General features: G+C 45.3%; 14 protein-coding genes and 1 riboswitch. Of the genes, 8 read left to right on the top strand and 6 right to left on the bottom strand.

Features of this window, described 5'->3' with window-relative positions; all coding sequences use genetic code 11:
• Window positions 1-47: 47 nt before the first annotated feature.
• Window positions 48-926, bottom strand: coding sequence for a hypothetical protein (locus tag L5M11_RS11525; RefSeq protein WP_263192134.1), 879 nt, complete (start codon window positions 924-926; stop codon window positions 48-50).
• Window positions 927-1,193: 267 nt separating this feature from the next.
• Between L5M11_RS11525 and L5M11_RS11530 the strand changes: the two genes are divergently transcribed.
• Window positions 1,194-1,316, top strand: coding sequence for a hypothetical protein (locus L5M11_RS11530; protein ID WP_263187938.1), 123 nt, complete (start codon window positions 1,194-1,196; stop codon window positions 1,314-1,316).
• Between the two features lie 24 nt (window positions 1,317-1,340).
• Here the strand turns inward: L5M11_RS11530 and L5M11_RS11535 are convergent, their stop codons facing one another.
• Window positions 1,341-1,799, bottom strand: coding sequence for a GIY-YIG nuclease family protein (locus L5M11_RS11535; protein WP_263192135.1), 459 nt, complete (start codon window positions 1,797-1,799; stop codon window positions 1,341-1,343).
• 11 nt (window positions 1,800-1,810) lie between these two features.
• Window positions 1,811-3,946 (bottom strand): S9 family peptidase, encoded by a 2,136-nt coding sequence (locus L5M11_RS11540; RefSeq protein ID WP_263164068.1) that lies wholly within the window; start codon window positions 3,944-3,946, stop codon window positions 1,811-1,813.
• Window positions 3,947-4,126: 180 nt separating this feature from the next.
• Window positions 4,127-4,359, top strand: a riboswitch (FMN riboswitch).
• 188 nt (window positions 4,360-4,547) lie between these two features.
• On the opposite strand from L5M11_RS11540, the gene ribB reads away from it, so the two are divergent.
• The gene (gene ribB, locus L5M11_RS11545) at window positions 4,548-5,201 is read left to right on the top strand and encodes a 3,4-dihydroxy-2-butanone-4-phosphate synthase (RefSeq protein WP_113941272.1); all 654 of its coding nucleotides are present in this window, start codon (window positions 4,548-4,550) and stop codon (window positions 5,199-5,201) included.
• A 434-nt stretch (window positions 5,202-5,635) separates the two neighbouring features.
• Complete coding sequence (locus tag L5M11_RS11550) at window positions 5,636-8,860, top strand: EAL domain-containing protein (protein ID WP_263192136.1); 3,225 nt, start codon at window positions 5,636-5,638, stop codon at window positions 8,858-8,860.
• A gap of 72 nt (window positions 8,861-8,932) precedes the next feature.
• Here L5M11_RS11550 and ftnA read toward each other — a convergent pair whose 3' ends face one another.
• Window positions 8,933-9,469 (bottom strand): non-heme ferritin, encoded by a 537-nt coding sequence (gene ftnA, locus L5M11_RS11555; RefSeq protein WP_263147114.1) that lies wholly within the window; start codon window positions 9,467-9,469, stop codon window positions 8,933-8,935.
• A 349-nt stretch (window positions 9,470-9,818) separates the two neighbouring features.
• Between ftnA and glp the strand changes: the two genes are divergently transcribed.
• From glp to L5M11_RS11575, 4 genes are all read left to right on the top strand, one after another.
• Entirely contained in the window at window positions 9,819-11,072 is a 1,254-nt protein-coding gene (gene glp, locus L5M11_RS11560; RefSeq protein ID WP_173242548.1) for a gephyrin-like molybdotransferase Glp, read from the top strand.
• A 10-nt stretch (window positions 11,073-11,082) separates the two neighbouring features.
• Entirely contained in the window at window positions 11,083-11,853 is a 771-nt protein-coding gene (moeB, locus tag L5M11_RS11565; RefSeq protein ID WP_263192137.1) for a molybdopterin-synthase adenylyltransferase MoeB, read from the top strand.
• A 128-nt stretch (window positions 11,854-11,981) separates the two neighbouring features.
• Window positions 11,982-12,644 carry a Bax inhibitor-1 family protein gene (locus tag L5M11_RS11570; protein WP_168826929.1) on the top strand — a complete coding sequence of 221 codons (663 nt, stop codon included), beginning with the start codon at window positions 11,982-11,984 and terminating at the stop codon, window positions 12,642-12,644.
• Window positions 12,645-12,661: 17 nt separating this feature from the next.
• A complete protein-coding gene (locus L5M11_RS11575; protein WP_263192138.1) occupies window positions 12,662-12,907 on the top strand; it encodes a DUF333 domain-containing protein in 246 nt (81 codons plus the stop codon).
• A gap of 86 nt (window positions 12,908-12,993) precedes the next feature.
• On the opposite strand, the gene rlmF is transcribed toward L5M11_RS11575, so the two are convergent.
• Together rlmF and L5M11_RS11585 are read right to left on the bottom strand one after the other, a co-directional pair.
• The gene (gene rlmF / locus L5M11_RS11580) at window positions 12,994-14,094 is read right to left on the bottom strand and encodes a 23S rRNA (adenine(1618)-N(6))-methyltransferase RlmF (protein ID WP_263192139.1); all 1,101 of its coding nucleotides are present in this window, start codon (window positions 14,092-14,094) and stop codon (window positions 12,994-12,996) included.
• 58 nt (window positions 14,095-14,152) lie between these two features.
• Window positions 14,153-14,581: a flagellar basal body-associated protein FliL gene (locus tag L5M11_RS11585; protein WP_105250969.1), complete on the bottom strand. Its 429-nt coding sequence runs from the start codon at window positions 14,579-14,581 to the stop codon at window positions 14,153-14,155.
• Between the two features lie 170 nt (window positions 14,582-14,751).
• Between L5M11_RS11585 and L5M11_RS11590 the strand changes: the two genes are divergently transcribed.
• Entirely contained in the window at window positions 14,752-15,315 is a 564-nt protein-coding gene (locus L5M11_RS11590; RefSeq protein ID WP_212600815.1) for a chorismate--pyruvate lyase family protein, read from the top strand.
• Window positions 15,316-15,397 lie beyond the last annotated feature (82 nt).

Genomic DNA, 15,397 nt, shown 5'->3' on the forward strand with positions numbered 1-15,397 from the left:
CTTGAACTAAAAATACCAAGCTTTAGGAATCACTCTTAAATGCTTTATTATCTTAATGACTTTCGACCAAACCTCTCATAATCATGGACAATAGCTTCAAACAGTTTTGAACCTACCACTTTATCCACATTATCAATCACATAATTTTCAATCTTTGCAAGCTGTTCTTCTGGGATTTGCTCGTATAGTTCAGATATTTTATTTGCAGCATCCCTGATATAACCATCAAAACCGTCAGGAAAGACGTACTGTCTTGGGGATATTGTTCCACCGCTAATAGCCACACGGCTAGATCGCATTTGTTTCGATTGCTTTGACTTAATTACACCTATAACAATAAACGAAGGTAACTTCGTATAAATGTACGTGCCTTGTGAGTTACCCACAATATCCATGGCAATAGCACGAAGGAAATACCGATTGATGTTTGTTGGAAGATTATCGAAATTTGTTGACTCAATAACATCAAGAGGAAATATGTGTTGCTCAAATTCGTATAAGTTTGAAGATTTACCAAGTAAGAAGTTGGCTAACCACTCTTCAGCTTTTTCCAACATTTCTAGGTATTCTTGCGGTTTAGTTTCATGGCTATTTTTGCTGCGAACATAAGTAAGTGTTCGCCAAGACAAAGAGGCTGCAAATTTTGACAACCAATTTCCATACACTGCTACTAAACTCGAGTTTTTCATATAAGGGTGGAATATTTTAACCGAAAAAGTTCTTTCCCATGTTGAAAATAAATCTTCGCAATCTCCACATAACCAATATTCTTTGGCTATATCTTGCTGTCGTTTACTTACTTGATTTCCATCTCTTAAATAACCCGTAATTGAAGTCTTCTTAAGCCACTTTCCTATAAATTTTGGAATAAAATGACTCAACTCAAGCTTCGCTTCTTGATTACATAATTTGCAAACGCCATGCATATAAAAAAGACCTCCATTAAGATAACCTTTGAATAGTGTGCATGCTCGCTTACCTCATTAGAGCAGAGAAAGCGTGCATCGTTAACTATTTGTATCAAAATAAATTAATCAGATTTCTATCACTTTCCTTACACAACAATCTATCAGACAGAATATCCCATGTGCGAGTTACAAACCTATCATATATTGCAATAGGATCATGCCAACTAAGATAGATAGTTCTGTCTGACATTAGGCTTAAGAGAATGCTCTAGGTAACAGGATACTATGCAGTTAGCCAGATTAAGCACTGACATGGAAGTGACCGTTGACGGAATGGATGCCGTCGTCGAGCCTATAGGGATATATCTACGGCGAGTCACTGGAATGACAGTGCTTAATCATTACTAGTCACAGAACAAGTATGATGCAGTGTTAACGATCTACTAATCCACGCTCTGACTCAATCAACGTCAGCTTTTGAGCGCGACTCAGCTTTTTAACTGCAATCTCACGGCGCAGTGCATCGCCGTGACTGCCAACCTGCTCTTGATACATCAGGGTTAACGGACCTTTACCGCGCAGATACTTAGCGGATTTGATGCCACCCGACTGATGCTCGCTAAAGCGTCGCGCTACGTCGGTGGTGACGCCTGTGTATAAATGCCCGTTGGCGCAGCGAACTAGATACAAATACCAGAGGGGTGCTGATTTTATGGGTGTAGGCTTCGATGGTGCAGGATTTAATGGTACGGGATTCAGCGAAGCTTCTGTAACAACATTTTTGGTTGCGACAGCGCTAGTCACTGGGACAAGTGTGTCTGCCACCAGTGACTCATGTTGCTGTAAAGCGCCTCTGTCAGTATTGCCTAGGCTGACGGCTGATTCAGTCACTTGCGAATAACCTACTTCGCCATACCTAATAGACTCAAGAAGAACGCATATTCTTGGGCTGTGTCTTGGTACTGGCGATAACGGCCACTCTTACCGCCGTGGCCAGCTTCCATATCCACATTGAATAACAACACCTTATCGTCCATCTTGTACCACTTATTCTGTACATCGCGCAGTTTAGCGACCCACTTGGCGGGTTCAAAATACTGCACTTGGGAATCATGTAAGCCTGTCGTCACTAACATGTGTGGGTATTCTTGCTCGGTGACATTGTCGTAGGGCGAGTAACTCAACATGTAATCAAAGTAAGTTTTCTCGTTCGGATTGCCCCACTCGTCGTACTCATTGGTCGTCAACGGAATCGACTCGTCCAGCATAGTCGTCACCACATCAACAAAAGGCACATGAGCTGCAAGGGCGAAATACTTATCCGGCGCTTGATTAGCAATCGCGCCCATTAGCAAACCACCCGCGCTGCCGCCAGAGGCAACAACCTTGTTTTTGTCGCCATAACCTTGCGCCGTTAATGCCGTTGTTACGTCAATAAAATCATTGAAGGTATTCTGCTTATTCAACAACTTACCATTGTCATACCAAGGGCGACCTAGCATTTCTGAGCCGCGCACATGGGCAATGGCATACACAAAACCGCGGTCAAGCAAACTGATAACGGATGAAGAAAAATCGGGTTCTACTGTGTAACCGTAAGATCCATAACCGTATTGATACAGAGGGTTAGTGCCATCTTTCTTGAATTTATCTTTGCGATATACCAAAGAGACGGGCACTTTCGCACCGTCGCGGGCCGTTACAAATATCCGTTCTGCACGATACTGGCCGGCATCGAAGCCGCCTAAGACTTGATCTTGTTTTAATAAATCACGTCTATCGGGATTCACCAGCGAATATTCGTATACAGCTTCTGGCGTCGTTAGGCTGGAGTAAAATATGCGTAACTTATTGCTGTCTTGCTGGGAATTAATCTCTAAACCCATCACATAAGCAGGCTCATCAAAGCTCAACTCGAAGGGCTTTTGACCATTGAGCGGCATCACTTTAATCCGCGTCAGGCCGTTTTCACGGGTCTGAATAATCAGATAATCCTTGAGCACTAACTCATCTTCGATACGGGCATTGGAATTATGCGCAACCACTTCTTGCCACTTAGATTTATCCGCCGCATCTTTAATGGCGACTTTCATCAAACGGAAGTTAGTCGCCTGCCAGTTGGTGAGAATGTAATAAGTATCACCCAGCTTAGACACACTGTATTCGTGACCTTCTTCCCGCGCTAATACTGGCTTGAATAAACCTAAAGGCTCGCTGGCATCGAGAATAGACACTTCACTCGTCGTGGTGCTTTCTTGGAACAACACAATTTGCGACTCATCTAAGGTTTTACCAAGTGAAATATAAAATGAATCGTCTTGTTCTTCATACACTAAGACATCGCTCGATTGCTTAGTGCCCAGCTCGTGGCGATACACTTGATAGCCCAGCAAGGTTTTTAGATCTTTGGCGATATAGAACACATGCTTGTTGTCGTTCGCCCACACTACACGACCTTCGGTATTTTCAAGCACGTCGGTGATCATGTCGCCCGAAGCCAAATCTTTAAAATAGATGTGATATACACGGCGGCTGAGGACGTCTTCGCCAAAGGCCAACATGGTTTCATCTGGGCTCACACTCGCGCCACCTAAACCATAAAACTCATGGCCCTTAGCTCGCTCGTTAACGTCGAGCATCACTTGCTCAACACCATCGGCGCCCTTACGGCTGATCAGCGGATATTCGCTGCCCTCTTGGTATCTGTGATAATAGCTGTGCTGATGCCATTGGTACGGCACGCTCGACTCATCGGCGACTAAACGCTCGGTTAACTCTTTATAAAGACCATCTTGCAATGGCTTTAATGGCTTGAAATAAGCAGCGGTATAGAGATTCTCAGCGTTGAGATGGGCCAACACTTTAGGATCTTTGCGCTCATCATCACGCAGCCAATAGTAATCATCGGTACGCGTTACGCCATGTAAAGTCATCACATGGGGAATTTTTTCAGCAACCGGGGCAGGTACTTGCCCTTTGGAGGTCGAACAAGCGGATAACAGCATAACAATACCTAAAGTGAGTAGCAGAGAGCGCATTTATACGTCCTTGTGACGTCCATAACGACCGTCGAAGAATGCGACGGCAAGTCAATTAGCTTATGTGTTCAGTATGATAGTGGTCAGGTGTGCACTAGCGCAAACATTGAACGCGAGAAGTTGCCATTCGCGGTAAATAAGAGCAACATAACCGCGTTTTTGAGCGCAAATGGCTCAAAAGCAAATTCTCAGGGCGGGGTGAAACTCCCCACCGGCGGTAAATGGGTAACGACTAAGTGATTATTTTGCTGAGCGACACCCAAAGCCCGCGAGCGCCCGAAATCACTTTCGGGGTCAGCAGATCTGGTGCCTTAGATTTTGCCTAGTGCAAAACTGACTATTCCAGAGCCGACGGTAATGGACTGTTTTGCTTTAATGGCGACAGTGCTGAGTCCGGATGGAAGAGAATGTAAGACAACATTGTGGTATCTCAGTGCAACGCGCTTGTGTATCTCAGTGTTAGCCTCATGTTTTGCAATAACTTCACACCAAGTGAAGTGATATTGCTACAGCAAAATCGAGCCTTTTGGTTTGATTACGTTGTATTTCTGCACGCCCTGATTCTGGATATTCCAATGTCGTTTATTTAAGGATATTAACCATGAATCAGTCTTTACTTGCTCCTTTTGGTACTGCTATCGAACGCGTTGAAGCGGGTCTTAATGCCCTGCGTCAAGGCCAAGGTGTGTTAGTTGTCGATGACGAAGATAGAGAAAACGAAGGCGATTTAATTTTCGCTGCCGAGACGCTGACTAACGCTCAAATGGCCATGCTCATCCGTGAATGTAGCGGTATTGTTTGCCTGTGTTTACCCGATGCAAAAGTCAAAGCCCTCGAGTTGCCCCCTATGGTGGAAAACAACTCGAGCCAATACGGCACGGCGTTTACTGTGAGTATTGAAGCTAAAGTCGGTGTGACGACTGGCGTTTCTGCTGCAGACCGCGTGACCACCATTAAAGCGGCGATTGCCGATGGCGCTAAGCCAAGTGATCTCGCTCGTCCTGGCCATGTGTATCCACTTCGCGCCCAACCGGGTGGGGTGTTGACCCGCCGTGGTCACACTGAAGGCACTATTGATTTAATGCAACTCGCGGGTTTAAAAGCCGCTGGCGTATTGTGTGAAGTCACTAACACCGATGGCACTATGGCGCGTTTGCCCGAAATTATTGCCTTCGGAACTCAGCACAATATACCCGTGTTAACGATTGAAGATATTGTCGTTTATCGCAAATCATTGCTGGCCAATGTCGGCTAGATAACGCGCCAATCGCCTGAATCTAGGGCATTGATTTAAATAGAAGGACGTTTCGCTGCGGCAAACGTCCTTTTTATTTAAGTAGATTTACCGTTAACAATCGCGTTCCACCTAATGCACTAAAAAAACGATAAAAGGTAAAGTTAAACAAGTCATTCTTTCGAATGATGAAATACTGCTTCACATCACAGACAAAGCAAATGCTTGTTTGATAGGTGCAAAATAGGTTAATAAAAATAGTCTCTTAGCATGATATATAACAATTTGCTTAATTTCGTGACCTAGATTAGATATCCATAAACTAAAGGTCGCGGTAGCTGGCTGCCTATGTTAAATATCCTCACCCTGTGCCTAGTCCTATTTGTAACTCGGATTCAACGTTATTACGTTGAATTTTCTTTTTCTGCCTAGGCGAACGAGTGGAGTGATCTTTAATGCCGTCAGCGCTACACCATCTCAGTTTGAAGCAAAAGCTCATTCTGTTTTCGTTAGTCCCATTATTAATGATGAGCTTTTTCATTCTGACGCGCATGCATGACTTAATAAAGGAATCACACTCGGCCAAGCACAGTCATCTTGCGGTACAAACGACGGCACAAATCACTGAGCTACTCTATCAGTTGCAAAACGAATATGGTCTAAGTACAAATCAGCGACCAACCGATGAAGTGCTATTACAGCAACAAGCGACTAGGTCAAAAGCACTCGATGCATTACTGAACAGCGAGCCTTTAGAGCATCTTCTGGAGGCGCTCGACCCTAAAAGTATTGAAGCAAACAAAATGAACGCATTGTTAGATGCGCTCAAACTCACAGGCCACAAACTCGCTAACGTCCACCAAAACCATGCTAACGGTACAATGAGCCAGTTTACAGATCTCTATAATCAATTCCACACTCAGCTTTTGCAGCTCATCCAGTTATTGCAGTTACAAACCAATGAAATCAACCAATCCCGCGCCTATACCGATCTCTTGAACCTGCTTATGGTGCAGGAGTTGGCCGTAAAAGAACGAAGTGCCATCAATCAATTACTGAGCAGCAAGTCACTCAATATTAATGATTACCGCACCATAATCTCCTTCATGTATGAATATGATCGAGCCGTGATGCACGCAAGTAATGCATCAATTTCCGAAAGAAAGTCCTTGCTGCAAAACCTACAAGATTCGCCAGAAAATCAACGCATTCTGCAAATCAGCAAACAAATTGAACAACAAACTCGCATTAGTGCTCTGGCACAAAATATTAATGCTTACTTAGGTTACGGTGGCTTAATGGATAGTTTCGAGAACTATCTACTAAAGGGCGATGAGCTTTCACTGAAAAAATTTAATACCGCACTTGCGACGATTCAGCTTAATTTGGATGAACTCAGTCATGAGACCCGCTTTCTACCCGAATTTAAAGCAGCGCTGAAAACCATTGAGGACAGCATAGATCAATACCAGTTCAGCATGGTCAAGTTGCAGCAACTGAAGCAGCAAGGTTTGCCGATGACGGAGATCAAAGCCATCGCGCAAGTCCCTGCCAGCGAGGACAAATTAAGCCAAGCGATGAGCCAACTATTAATGCCGCCACATCCAATTGATAGCCAGGAGTGGTGGGATCTCACCACTCAGCGTATCAATCAACTACATTTGCTGGCGCAAAATATCACCAAGAACATGGCGCAGCAGAGCGAATATCAACAAAACCACACCTTAATCTTACTCGGCTTATACTTGTTCTCGGCTTTGTTCACCGCGACCATCACACTTTGGCTTGGACGAAAGATAATCCGCAATTTTATGGATAAGATCACTAAGATTGCCAATGACATGCAGCAAATGGCAGCAGATCCACAGCTCAATATTAATATCCAAGTCTCAGGCACAGATGAACTCGCCCGCATGGCCCGTGCCATGAACCGTATGATTAGCGAACGGCAAAAAGCGAACCATGCCCTAAGCCGCGCTGCAGCTGTGTTTGACTATTCTGCCGAAGGCATAGTGGTGACTGATGCCGACAACCATATCGAACTGGTCAATCCGGCTTTCTGCAATATTACTGGCTATACATTGGAAGAGGTGAAAGGCCGCAGTCCCTCCCTACTCAGCTCTAGCCGTCATCCTAAGCACTTTTACACCGCCATGTGGGAGTCACTACAAAAAGAAGGGAAATGGGAGGGTGAAGTTTGGAATAAACGCAAAGATGGCCAAGTATATCCCGAGTATCTAGCGATCACTGTGGTGCGAAATGAGCAAGGTAAAATAATCCAACATATTGGTTTATTAATGGATATCAGTAAGCGTAAGCAATATGAGCAGGATCTTTGGTATCAGGCCAACTTCGATGGGTTAACTGGGCTGCCTAATCGTAAGCTGTTCAATGAACGACTGCAGCACGAAATCCATGTGGCGCAGCATGACTCTCGCAAGCTGGCTATCTTGCTGATTGATTTGGATCAATTCAAATATATCAATGATGTACAAGGCCATGCCACTGGCGACTTATTACTTAAAGATGTCGCAAAGCGCTTAGAAGGCATTGCGGGGAAAACCGATTTTATCGCACGTATCGGTGGCGACGAGTTTGTGCTTATCTTGCCACGACTGACTAACGAACTCGCCATCGAACACATGGCAACCCGAATCATTGAAACCTTAGGTATGCCATTTAACTTAAATGACCGCGAGATCCAGATTTCGGCCAGCTTTGGTATTGGCGTCTATCCCGAAGATGGGTTAGATACCGGCTCACTCACCCGCAATACCGAAACCGCCATGTATCAAGCCAAAGATGCGGGACGGAACAATTTTAAATACTTCACCGCGGGTATGAATCAAGCCATGTTCGCCCGGATGGAGTTAGAACAACGTCTACGCCGTGCCGTGGCACAAAATGAATTTGCCCTGCATTATCAACCTATCGTGGATATGCAAACCGGAAGTGTCTGCAGCGTCGAAGCCCTTATCCGCTGGCAAGATCCCGAGCTTGGGTTGATCCCGCCGGATCAATTTATCCCATTAGCCGAAGAAACCGGACTGATAGAGCCTATGGGCGAATGGGTGCTCAACCAAGCCATGCATGACCTGAGGCAATGGCAGAAAAGTGGCTTAAATATCAATGTCGCGATTAATGTTTCCAGCCGCCAATGTATCAATACACGCGGTATGGGGTTCGACCAAGTGTTGCAAGAGTGCTTCAACCGCCACCACGTTAACCCACGAAATGTGCATATTGAGATCACTGAAAGCATGCTGATGGGCGATGCCAGCCATTGCTTGAGCACGCTCGAGTCTATTCGTCATTTAGGCTCGCAAATCTATATCGATGACTTTGGTACGGGTTATTCTTCCCTGAGTTATCTGAAAAAATTCCCGATTTCAGTGATTAAAATCGACCGCAGCTTTGTGGAAAATGCCCTCGAAAATAACTCGAACGCCAACTTAGTCAAAGCGATTGTCATGATGGGGCAAAGCCTAGAAATGGAGTTAGTTGCTGAAGGCATAGAAACCGAAGCACAGTGGCACTTCCTACGAGATTTAGGTTGTCACTTCGCTCAAGGGTATTTGATCTCCAAACCGCTCCCCTTCAACGAGATCACTCCCTTGCTACGCATCAAGCACACAGCACTGTTGAATGATGGCTATCAAGATAAATGCGTGAATATCTAAGCTTATAAAAAATAAAACGATAAAGAGCAAAAAAGCAGCCTAGGCTGCTTTTTTGTGGCAAATAAAACGGGCTTAAGCCTGTGTTTGGCTTTGACCGTTCATTATGCTTTCGCCACCCTTAGAGGCTAGCTTAGCTAAATCTTTATCGATAAAGAACAGTGCCTTACCATCTTCGCCCACTAAACGTATCTTATCGACAATCGACTTAAACAACTTTTCTTCTTCATGCTGCTCAGCGACATACCATTGTAAGAAATTAAAGGTTGAGTAATCTTGATTCGAAAATGCGGCATGGGCCAAGGCATTGATCTGACGGGTAATCAGCTGCTCATGCTCATAGGTTAATTCAAACAACGCCAGTAAAGAATCGAACTGTGACTGTGGCGCCGCAATCGCACCTAACAAAGGTAAGCCACCGGTTTCACTCACATACGTGAACAGACGGCGCATATGGCCCATTTCTTCATCCGCGTGCTCACGCATAAACTTAGCTGCGCCTTCAAATCCCTGATCTTCACACCACGCACTCATTTGCAGGTATAAATTTGAGGAGAAGAACTCCATATTAATTTGTTCATTCAACTTTTCGATCATAGTTGCAGACAGCATAGTAAATCCTCTTTTGCATTCGAACTGAATCATGGGGGACATTGTCATCAAGGGGGTCGACAAAAGCAACAAAATTTACCTTTGGATTTCTTGCTAAGTTAATGATTCATTGATAAAAATGATTTTCATTTGTTCATCGACTCGCGTTCAACCCTCGAATTAGCGCAGTAAATTGTGTGACTTCTAGCGAGGTTATCGCCCAAAGTGGCAGAAAAAACTGACTGGCCTATCACAGAAACTCACATGCAAATCATAGCCATCCCAGATCACCGTGGCATAATAGCCAGTCATAATCAGGTGGAAATTCATTCAGCGTCATTACGACCCATTGCATATAAGGCAGACCCTAATGTCCGTAACAGCCGATCCTTGTTCGCAACCTAGCTTAATGCATCCAGATCAAGCTATTCCCCTTTTGCTCGAGCAAGTTAGCCCAGTGTCAGACACCGAAGTCGTATTGCTTCCCCATGCCCTTGGCCGCGTCCTAGCAGAAGATTTAGCTTCCTGCATCGACCTGCCGCCCTTTAACAACTCCTCTATGGACGGCTACGCCTTCCGTTTTGTCGACTTAAATACGCAAACCAATCAGACCGCATTGCGCCTTATCGGCAGTTCCTTCGCTGGCCATGGTTTTAAAGGTGAAGCCAAACCTAATACCTGCGTGCGGATCATGACAGGCGCGCCTGTGCCTACAGGTTATGACACAGTGCAAATGCAGGAAGAAGCCGAGGTTGAAGGAGAGATTATTCATATCCGCCACCCTAGGGCGCAAGGCGCCAATGTGCGTTGCCGCGGTGAAGAACTCACCCAAGGCACTAAAGTGCTCAGTGCTGGCATTCAAATTGGTGCCGCCGAACTCGGAGTGTTGGCCACGATTGGCGTTAGCCAAGTGCGAGTTTATCGTCAGCTTAAAGTGGCCTTTTTCTCCACTGGCGATGAACTGCGTCCCGTTGGCAGCGAATTAGCCCTAGGACAAATTTACGATTCAAACCGTTACTCGATCCAAGGTTTACTCAGCCGCGCTAACGTGGAATGGCTCGATTTAGGCGTGATTGCCGATGATCCTGAAGCCATACGTCAGGCATTTCGCCATGCTGCCAGCCAAGCCGACATGGTATTAACCTCGGGTGGCGTGTCGGTCGGTGAAGCGGATTTCACTAAACAAATTCTTGATGAGGAAGGCAAAATTACCTTCTGGAAACTCGCCATCAAACCAGGCAAGCCCTTCGCCATGGGCCGTATCGGCAAAGCGATATTCTGTGGTTTACCGGGGAATCCCGTGTCTTCTATGGTGACGTTTTACAAACTCGTTTGGCCAATACTGAACAAGATGCAGGGGTTAACCCCAGTTGCACCTTTGATGTTAGACGCTACGCTCACCACGCCCGTGCGTAAACAACCGGGCCGCGTCGAATATCAACGTGGCATTTTAAGCCGTAATGCACAAGGTAAACTTGAAGTTGCCATTACTGGTAGCCAAGGTTCTGGCATGTTGACTTCGATGAGCTTAGCAAACTGTTTCGTTTTATTGGAGCAATTCCAAGGTGATACTCCCGCTGGCACCCAAGTGACTGTCGAGCCATTTAACAGCGTGCTTTGCTAGGAAAATCCCAATGAATGTGCCAAAAGATATTCTCAGCGACAGCGAACTCTTAAGATACAGCCGCCAAATATCCATCAAGGCTATGGATATCGACGGTCAAGAACGCTTAAAACAAGCCAAAGTGCTGATGATAGGCGCTGGCGGTTTGGGCTGTGCCGCCAGCCAGTACCTGACAGTTGCGGGTATTGGTGAACTGACACTGGTCGATTTTGATACAGTTGAATTATCCAACTTGCAGCGCCAAGTGCTTCATCAAGATGCCAATGTCGGCCAGCCTAAAGTCGAATCGGCTAAACAGAGCCTCAGCCAGCTCAATCCCTTTATTAAGATCAATATTATCAATGCCGTATTAGATGATTATGAGATTGACGCCCTAGTCGCCGATCACGGCCTAGTGCTCGACTGTACCGATAATGTCAGTGTGCGCGAGCAACTTAATCTCAGTTGTTTTAAGTATAAAGTACCCTTAGTGTCTGCCGCGGCAATTCGGATGGAAGGCATGGTCACTGTGTTCGATTATCACAGCGAAACGCCTTGTTATCATTGCTTTAGCGCCCTATTTGGCGAGCAACAACTGAGCTGCGTTGAATCGGGTATCCTAGCCCCTGTCGTCGGCATGATAGGTTGTTTGCAGGCGGTTGAAGCTATCAAAGTGATTACTGGCATGGGTAAAACCTTAGCGGGACGCATTTTGATGATAGATGCGATGACGATGGAGTTTCGCGAGATGAAGTTACCAAAACAAGTCCGCTGCAGTGTTTGTGGCACTAAAGGGGCTTAGGTTGTTCTCGCTTGAAAAACGGCTTTATTTACACTAGCTTAATTGCCACCGCTTAATTTGCCGTCATATAACTCAACACTGATGACGCTTAATGGCCCGTTAAAATAAGGAAATCACAAGGAAAACATATGGATTCGGAAAACAGTGTATTTGACCGCATGACCACAGACGACCCCATAGTTGGTGCAGGTATTTACAACCTCGTTATCGGCCTCACGCTAATTTGGGGTTTTGCCGTTAACTATTGGATGGTCACCAATATCGACCCAGAGGCGATTGCCAGTGTTAATCCTTGGATTTTCTTTATCGGCTATTTCGCCTCCTGTTTCTTTGGGATTTATCTGTTCCAAAAATCGACTAACCCCGTTGTCAGTTTTATTGGCTACAACTTTGTGGTCGTGCCCTTCGGCTTAATTATCAATATGGTGGTCAGTCAATACGATCCCGAATTGGTGACTGAAGCCATTCGTATCACAGGGCTAGTGACCATAGCCATGATGTGTTTAGGCACACTCTTCCCCGCCTTTTTCCAAAAAATTTCCGGCGCACTCACGATTGCTTTATTGCTCGTTATCGTCGTCGAACTGATTGAAGTGTTTATCTTTAATACTCACCACGGCATTTTAGATTGGATAGTCGTGCTGATTTTCTGCGGTTATATTGGTTATGACTGGGGACGAGCGAATCAAATCCCTAAAACCATAGATAATGCCATCGATAGCGCCGCCGCTTTGTATATGGATATCATCAACTTGTTCCTACGGATCCTGCGGATTTTAGGGCGAAAATAACTCACCAAGGAGTGTCTATGAAAATCCAATTCCTGCTTGTTACTGCTCCACTTCTGGCGAGTCTGGTATTAGTCGGATGCAGTGATACTGAACAAGCAAAAATAGCCAATCCCGCCTCTGAGTATTGTGTCTCCATTGGCGGCAACTTAACAATTGAGAAAACCGCTGAAGGTGAACATGGGATCTGCACCTTACCCAGCGGTGAAGCAATTGAAGAGTGGGCGTTATTCCGTCGCGATCATAAGGAAGAAAAGCCACAGTAACTGTGGCTATTTTTACTTTTAATAAAAACAGGCGCCATTAGCGCCTGTTTTGTTAGCTGTACTTAATTGGGTCATACCCAACAGTCTTAACGGGCTAAGTGTTCACCGCGCCAGATTTTGCGCTTAGCTGCTGACTGGAAGCTCCACGCTAAAACCCGCGTAATTTTATTACCCTGCTGCATCTCAATCGTTTTCACAGTATCGACTTTCAACTGCGCTAAGGCTTGATAACAAGGTTTCAGGTTTTCCTTCTTCGACACTAGACTGGTAAACCATAAGCATTGATCTGCAAATATTTGGCTCTCACGGATCATAGTCGCTAGAAACTGTCGTTCACCGCCTTGGCACCAAAGCTCAGCCGCTTGACCGCCGAAATTCAGCTTAGGCGCAGCCTTTACCAAGCCACCCCGATTGAGCTGCAGATTATTCACCTTACGCTTTGTACCTTCGCTCGCCTCAGCCATAGAGGCATGAAATGGCGGATTGCACAGGGTTAACGCAAAACATTCTCCGGCTTGAATGATTCCCTTGAAGACCGCCTTGTCATTTGGCTGTAATCGTAAACCTATCTGCCCTTGCAGCACTGGGTTTTGCTCAATAATACTCTGCACATTACTGAGTGAATGGGCATTAATATCCGAGGCGACAAATTGCCAACCGTATACTTGGCAACCCAATATGGGATAAATACCGTTTGCGCCAGTGCCGATATCTAATACCCTAGTTTTATCCAAAGCAAATACATCATCGCCTTCGGCTAGAAGGTCTGCTAAATAATGTAAATAATCGACTCGACCGGGAATAGGAGGACATAACGCTCCATCAGGAATATCCCAAGATTCAATCCCATAATGGTGTTTCAGTAGCGCCGCATTAAGGATTTTAACTGCTAACGGATCGGCAAAATCGACCGATAAAGCCCCATAAGGCGTGGGTCGAACAAAGGCTTTTAGCTTAGGGAATGAACTCATCAGCGCCGGAAAATCATAGCCGTTCAAGTGTACATTTCGAGGATGCAAAGCTTTTTTGATCTCAGCACTAGGCCTGTTTTTGACCGACTTCACTTTGCCTTTCACCTCAGTTCTAGCCTGCTTTGGTGCTTTAGTTTTTGCATGACCAATGTTGGCTGTACTCGTTAGGCGTTTCGCAGTCACTAATTGGACGGGTTTAACGGCAGGTTTTGACATAATAGCTCTTGTAACGCAGTGGGCCGATCTAAGTCAGCCCATGGAATGGGGCAGTAAATTAATCGTACAGATAAGAGGTAAACAATAAGTTTACGATCAAGGGTTTGCCAGCTTCTTTGGTGATCAAATTGTTGACCATTTCAAAGCACTCTCGACGAATCTCTTCACGACCCGTGAGTGATTTAATCTTCTCTTCCGATTGATTGCCTAACACTTCAACAATTGCGGCTCGCAATAATGGATTATGGAGCTCAATTGTCACTAGATCATCTGGACTCTTTACCATTAACTCAACGCTAATCTTCACAAAACCCAATTTCTTGCGATTAGAAATGTAGTTAGTGACAATTTCGGGTTCGAAACCATAGTAGGCATACTCACCCGTAGGTGGGGTTGCTGCTGCAGGTGCAGCTTCTTTTTCATCGGCCGCATAAACACTGAAAACACTTGTAAACAGGATAAGACAGACTGAGAGTAATTTTTTCATAGCGACTTACGGCTCCCTAAAACAATAATGGTAATGGAAGAAACTTCCCAATCTATATAGCCAAACAACCTGAAGATGCAGTATCCGTATCTGGAAGTAGCTTGGGTATATATGCTCGCGTCGCGACATGCTAGACTGCCGACGTTTGTTTATATTGTAACGAGTATTTAATGAATGTGACTAGCTTAAGCTTTCCCTATGGTGAATCTATTCAGTGGTTTTCAGCCGATCTAGCCGACAAACTCCCCAAATCGCCCTTGAAAGAATGGTTGCTTGCCACTGGCAGCCTAACGCAAAAACTCAAAACTTGCTGCGCTCAATTTGAAGTAAAGGTACTAGGCGAAGGACTGCATGCTCCCTTAGAGGGCGAATATCCCCAGCAAGGTGCTGTATGGATCCGTGAAGTCTTGCTTTGCCTCGACTCGATACCTTGGGTATTTGCCAGAACCTTAATCCCTGAAAAATTAATGGCCGAGCGCAAAATGGATTTCCTTAGTTTGGGTACTCGCCCCTTAGGTGAATTACTGTTTAGCCAAGATAACTTCATCCCCGGTAGAATCGAAGTTGCCAGTTTCGAAACCTGTAGTCGCCTTGCCCACTTAGCTGAAAGTTTAGATCAAAGTGTCGAACATGCACTCTGGGGACGCCGCCGCTATTTCCATCACGGTGAGCATGAAATGATCGTCAGCGAAATCTTTCTGCCAGCGGCCGAGCAAGCTATCCGTCAGTTGTAAACTTTAGACTTCATCCAAAGCTTAGTCAGAATTTAGCCTCAAGACAGATAAAAAATGCCTCTAGATCAGAGGCATTTTTGTT

Source organism: Shewanella sp. SM87, from assembly GCF_025653705.1.
In the GTDB taxonomy this organism is placed as follows: Bacteria; Pseudomonadota; Gammaproteobacteria; order Enterobacterales; family Shewanellaceae; genus Shewanella; species Shewanella oncorhynchi.

What these genes read in the sequence shown, in the direction of transcription:
- L5M11_RS11525 (WP_263192134.1), bottom strand. Translation starts at nt 926, where the DNA reads ATGCATGGCGTTTGCAAATTATGTAATCAAGAAGCGAAGCTTGAGTTG.
- L5M11_RS11530 (WP_263187938.1), top strand. Translation starts at nt 1,194, where the DNA reads ATGCAGTTAGCCAGATTAAGCACTGACATGGAAGTGACCGTTGACGGA.
- L5M11_RS11540 (WP_263164068.1), bottom strand. Translation starts at nt 3,946, where the DNA reads ATGCGCTCTCTGCTACTCACTTTAGGTATTGTTATGCTGTTATCCGCT.
- ribB (WP_113941272.1), top strand. Translation starts at nt 4,548, where the DNA reads ATGAATCAGTCTTTACTTGCTCCTTTTGGTACTGCTATCGAACGCGTT.
- L5M11_RS11550 (WP_263192136.1), top strand. Translation starts at nt 5,636, where the DNA reads ATGCCGTCAGCGCTACACCATCTCAGTTTGAAGCAAAAGCTCATTCTG.
- ftnA (WP_263147114.1), bottom strand. Translation starts at nt 9,469, where the DNA reads ATGCTGTCTGCAACTATGATCGAAAAGTTGAATGAACAAATTAATATG.
- glp (WP_173242548.1), top strand. Translation starts at nt 9,819, where the DNA reads ATGTCCGTAACAGCCGATCCTTGTTCGCAACCTAGCTTAATGCATCCA.
- moeB (WP_263192137.1), top strand. Translation starts at nt 11,083, where the DNA reads ATGAATGTGCCAAAAGATATTCTCAGCGACAGCGAACTCTTAAGATAC.
- L5M11_RS11570 (WP_168826929.1), top strand. Translation starts at nt 11,982, where the DNA reads ATGGATTCGGAAAACAGTGTATTTGACCGCATGACCACAGACGACCCC.
- L5M11_RS11575 (WP_263192138.1), top strand. Translation starts at nt 12,662, where the DNA reads ATGAAAATCCAATTCCTGCTTGTTACTGCTCCACTTCTGGCGAGTCTG.
- rlmF (WP_263192139.1), bottom strand. Translation starts at nt 14,094, where the DNA reads ATGTCAAAACCTGCCGTTAAACCCGTCCAATTAGTGACTGCGAAACGC.
- L5M11_RS11585 (WP_105250969.1), bottom strand. Translation starts at nt 14,581, where the DNA reads ATGAAAAAATTACTCTCAGTCTGTCTTATCCTGTTTACAAGTGTTTTC.
- L5M11_RS11590 (WP_212600815.1), top strand. Translation starts at nt 14,752, where the DNA reads ATGAATGTGACTAGCTTAAGCTTTCCCTATGGTGAATCTATTCAGTGG.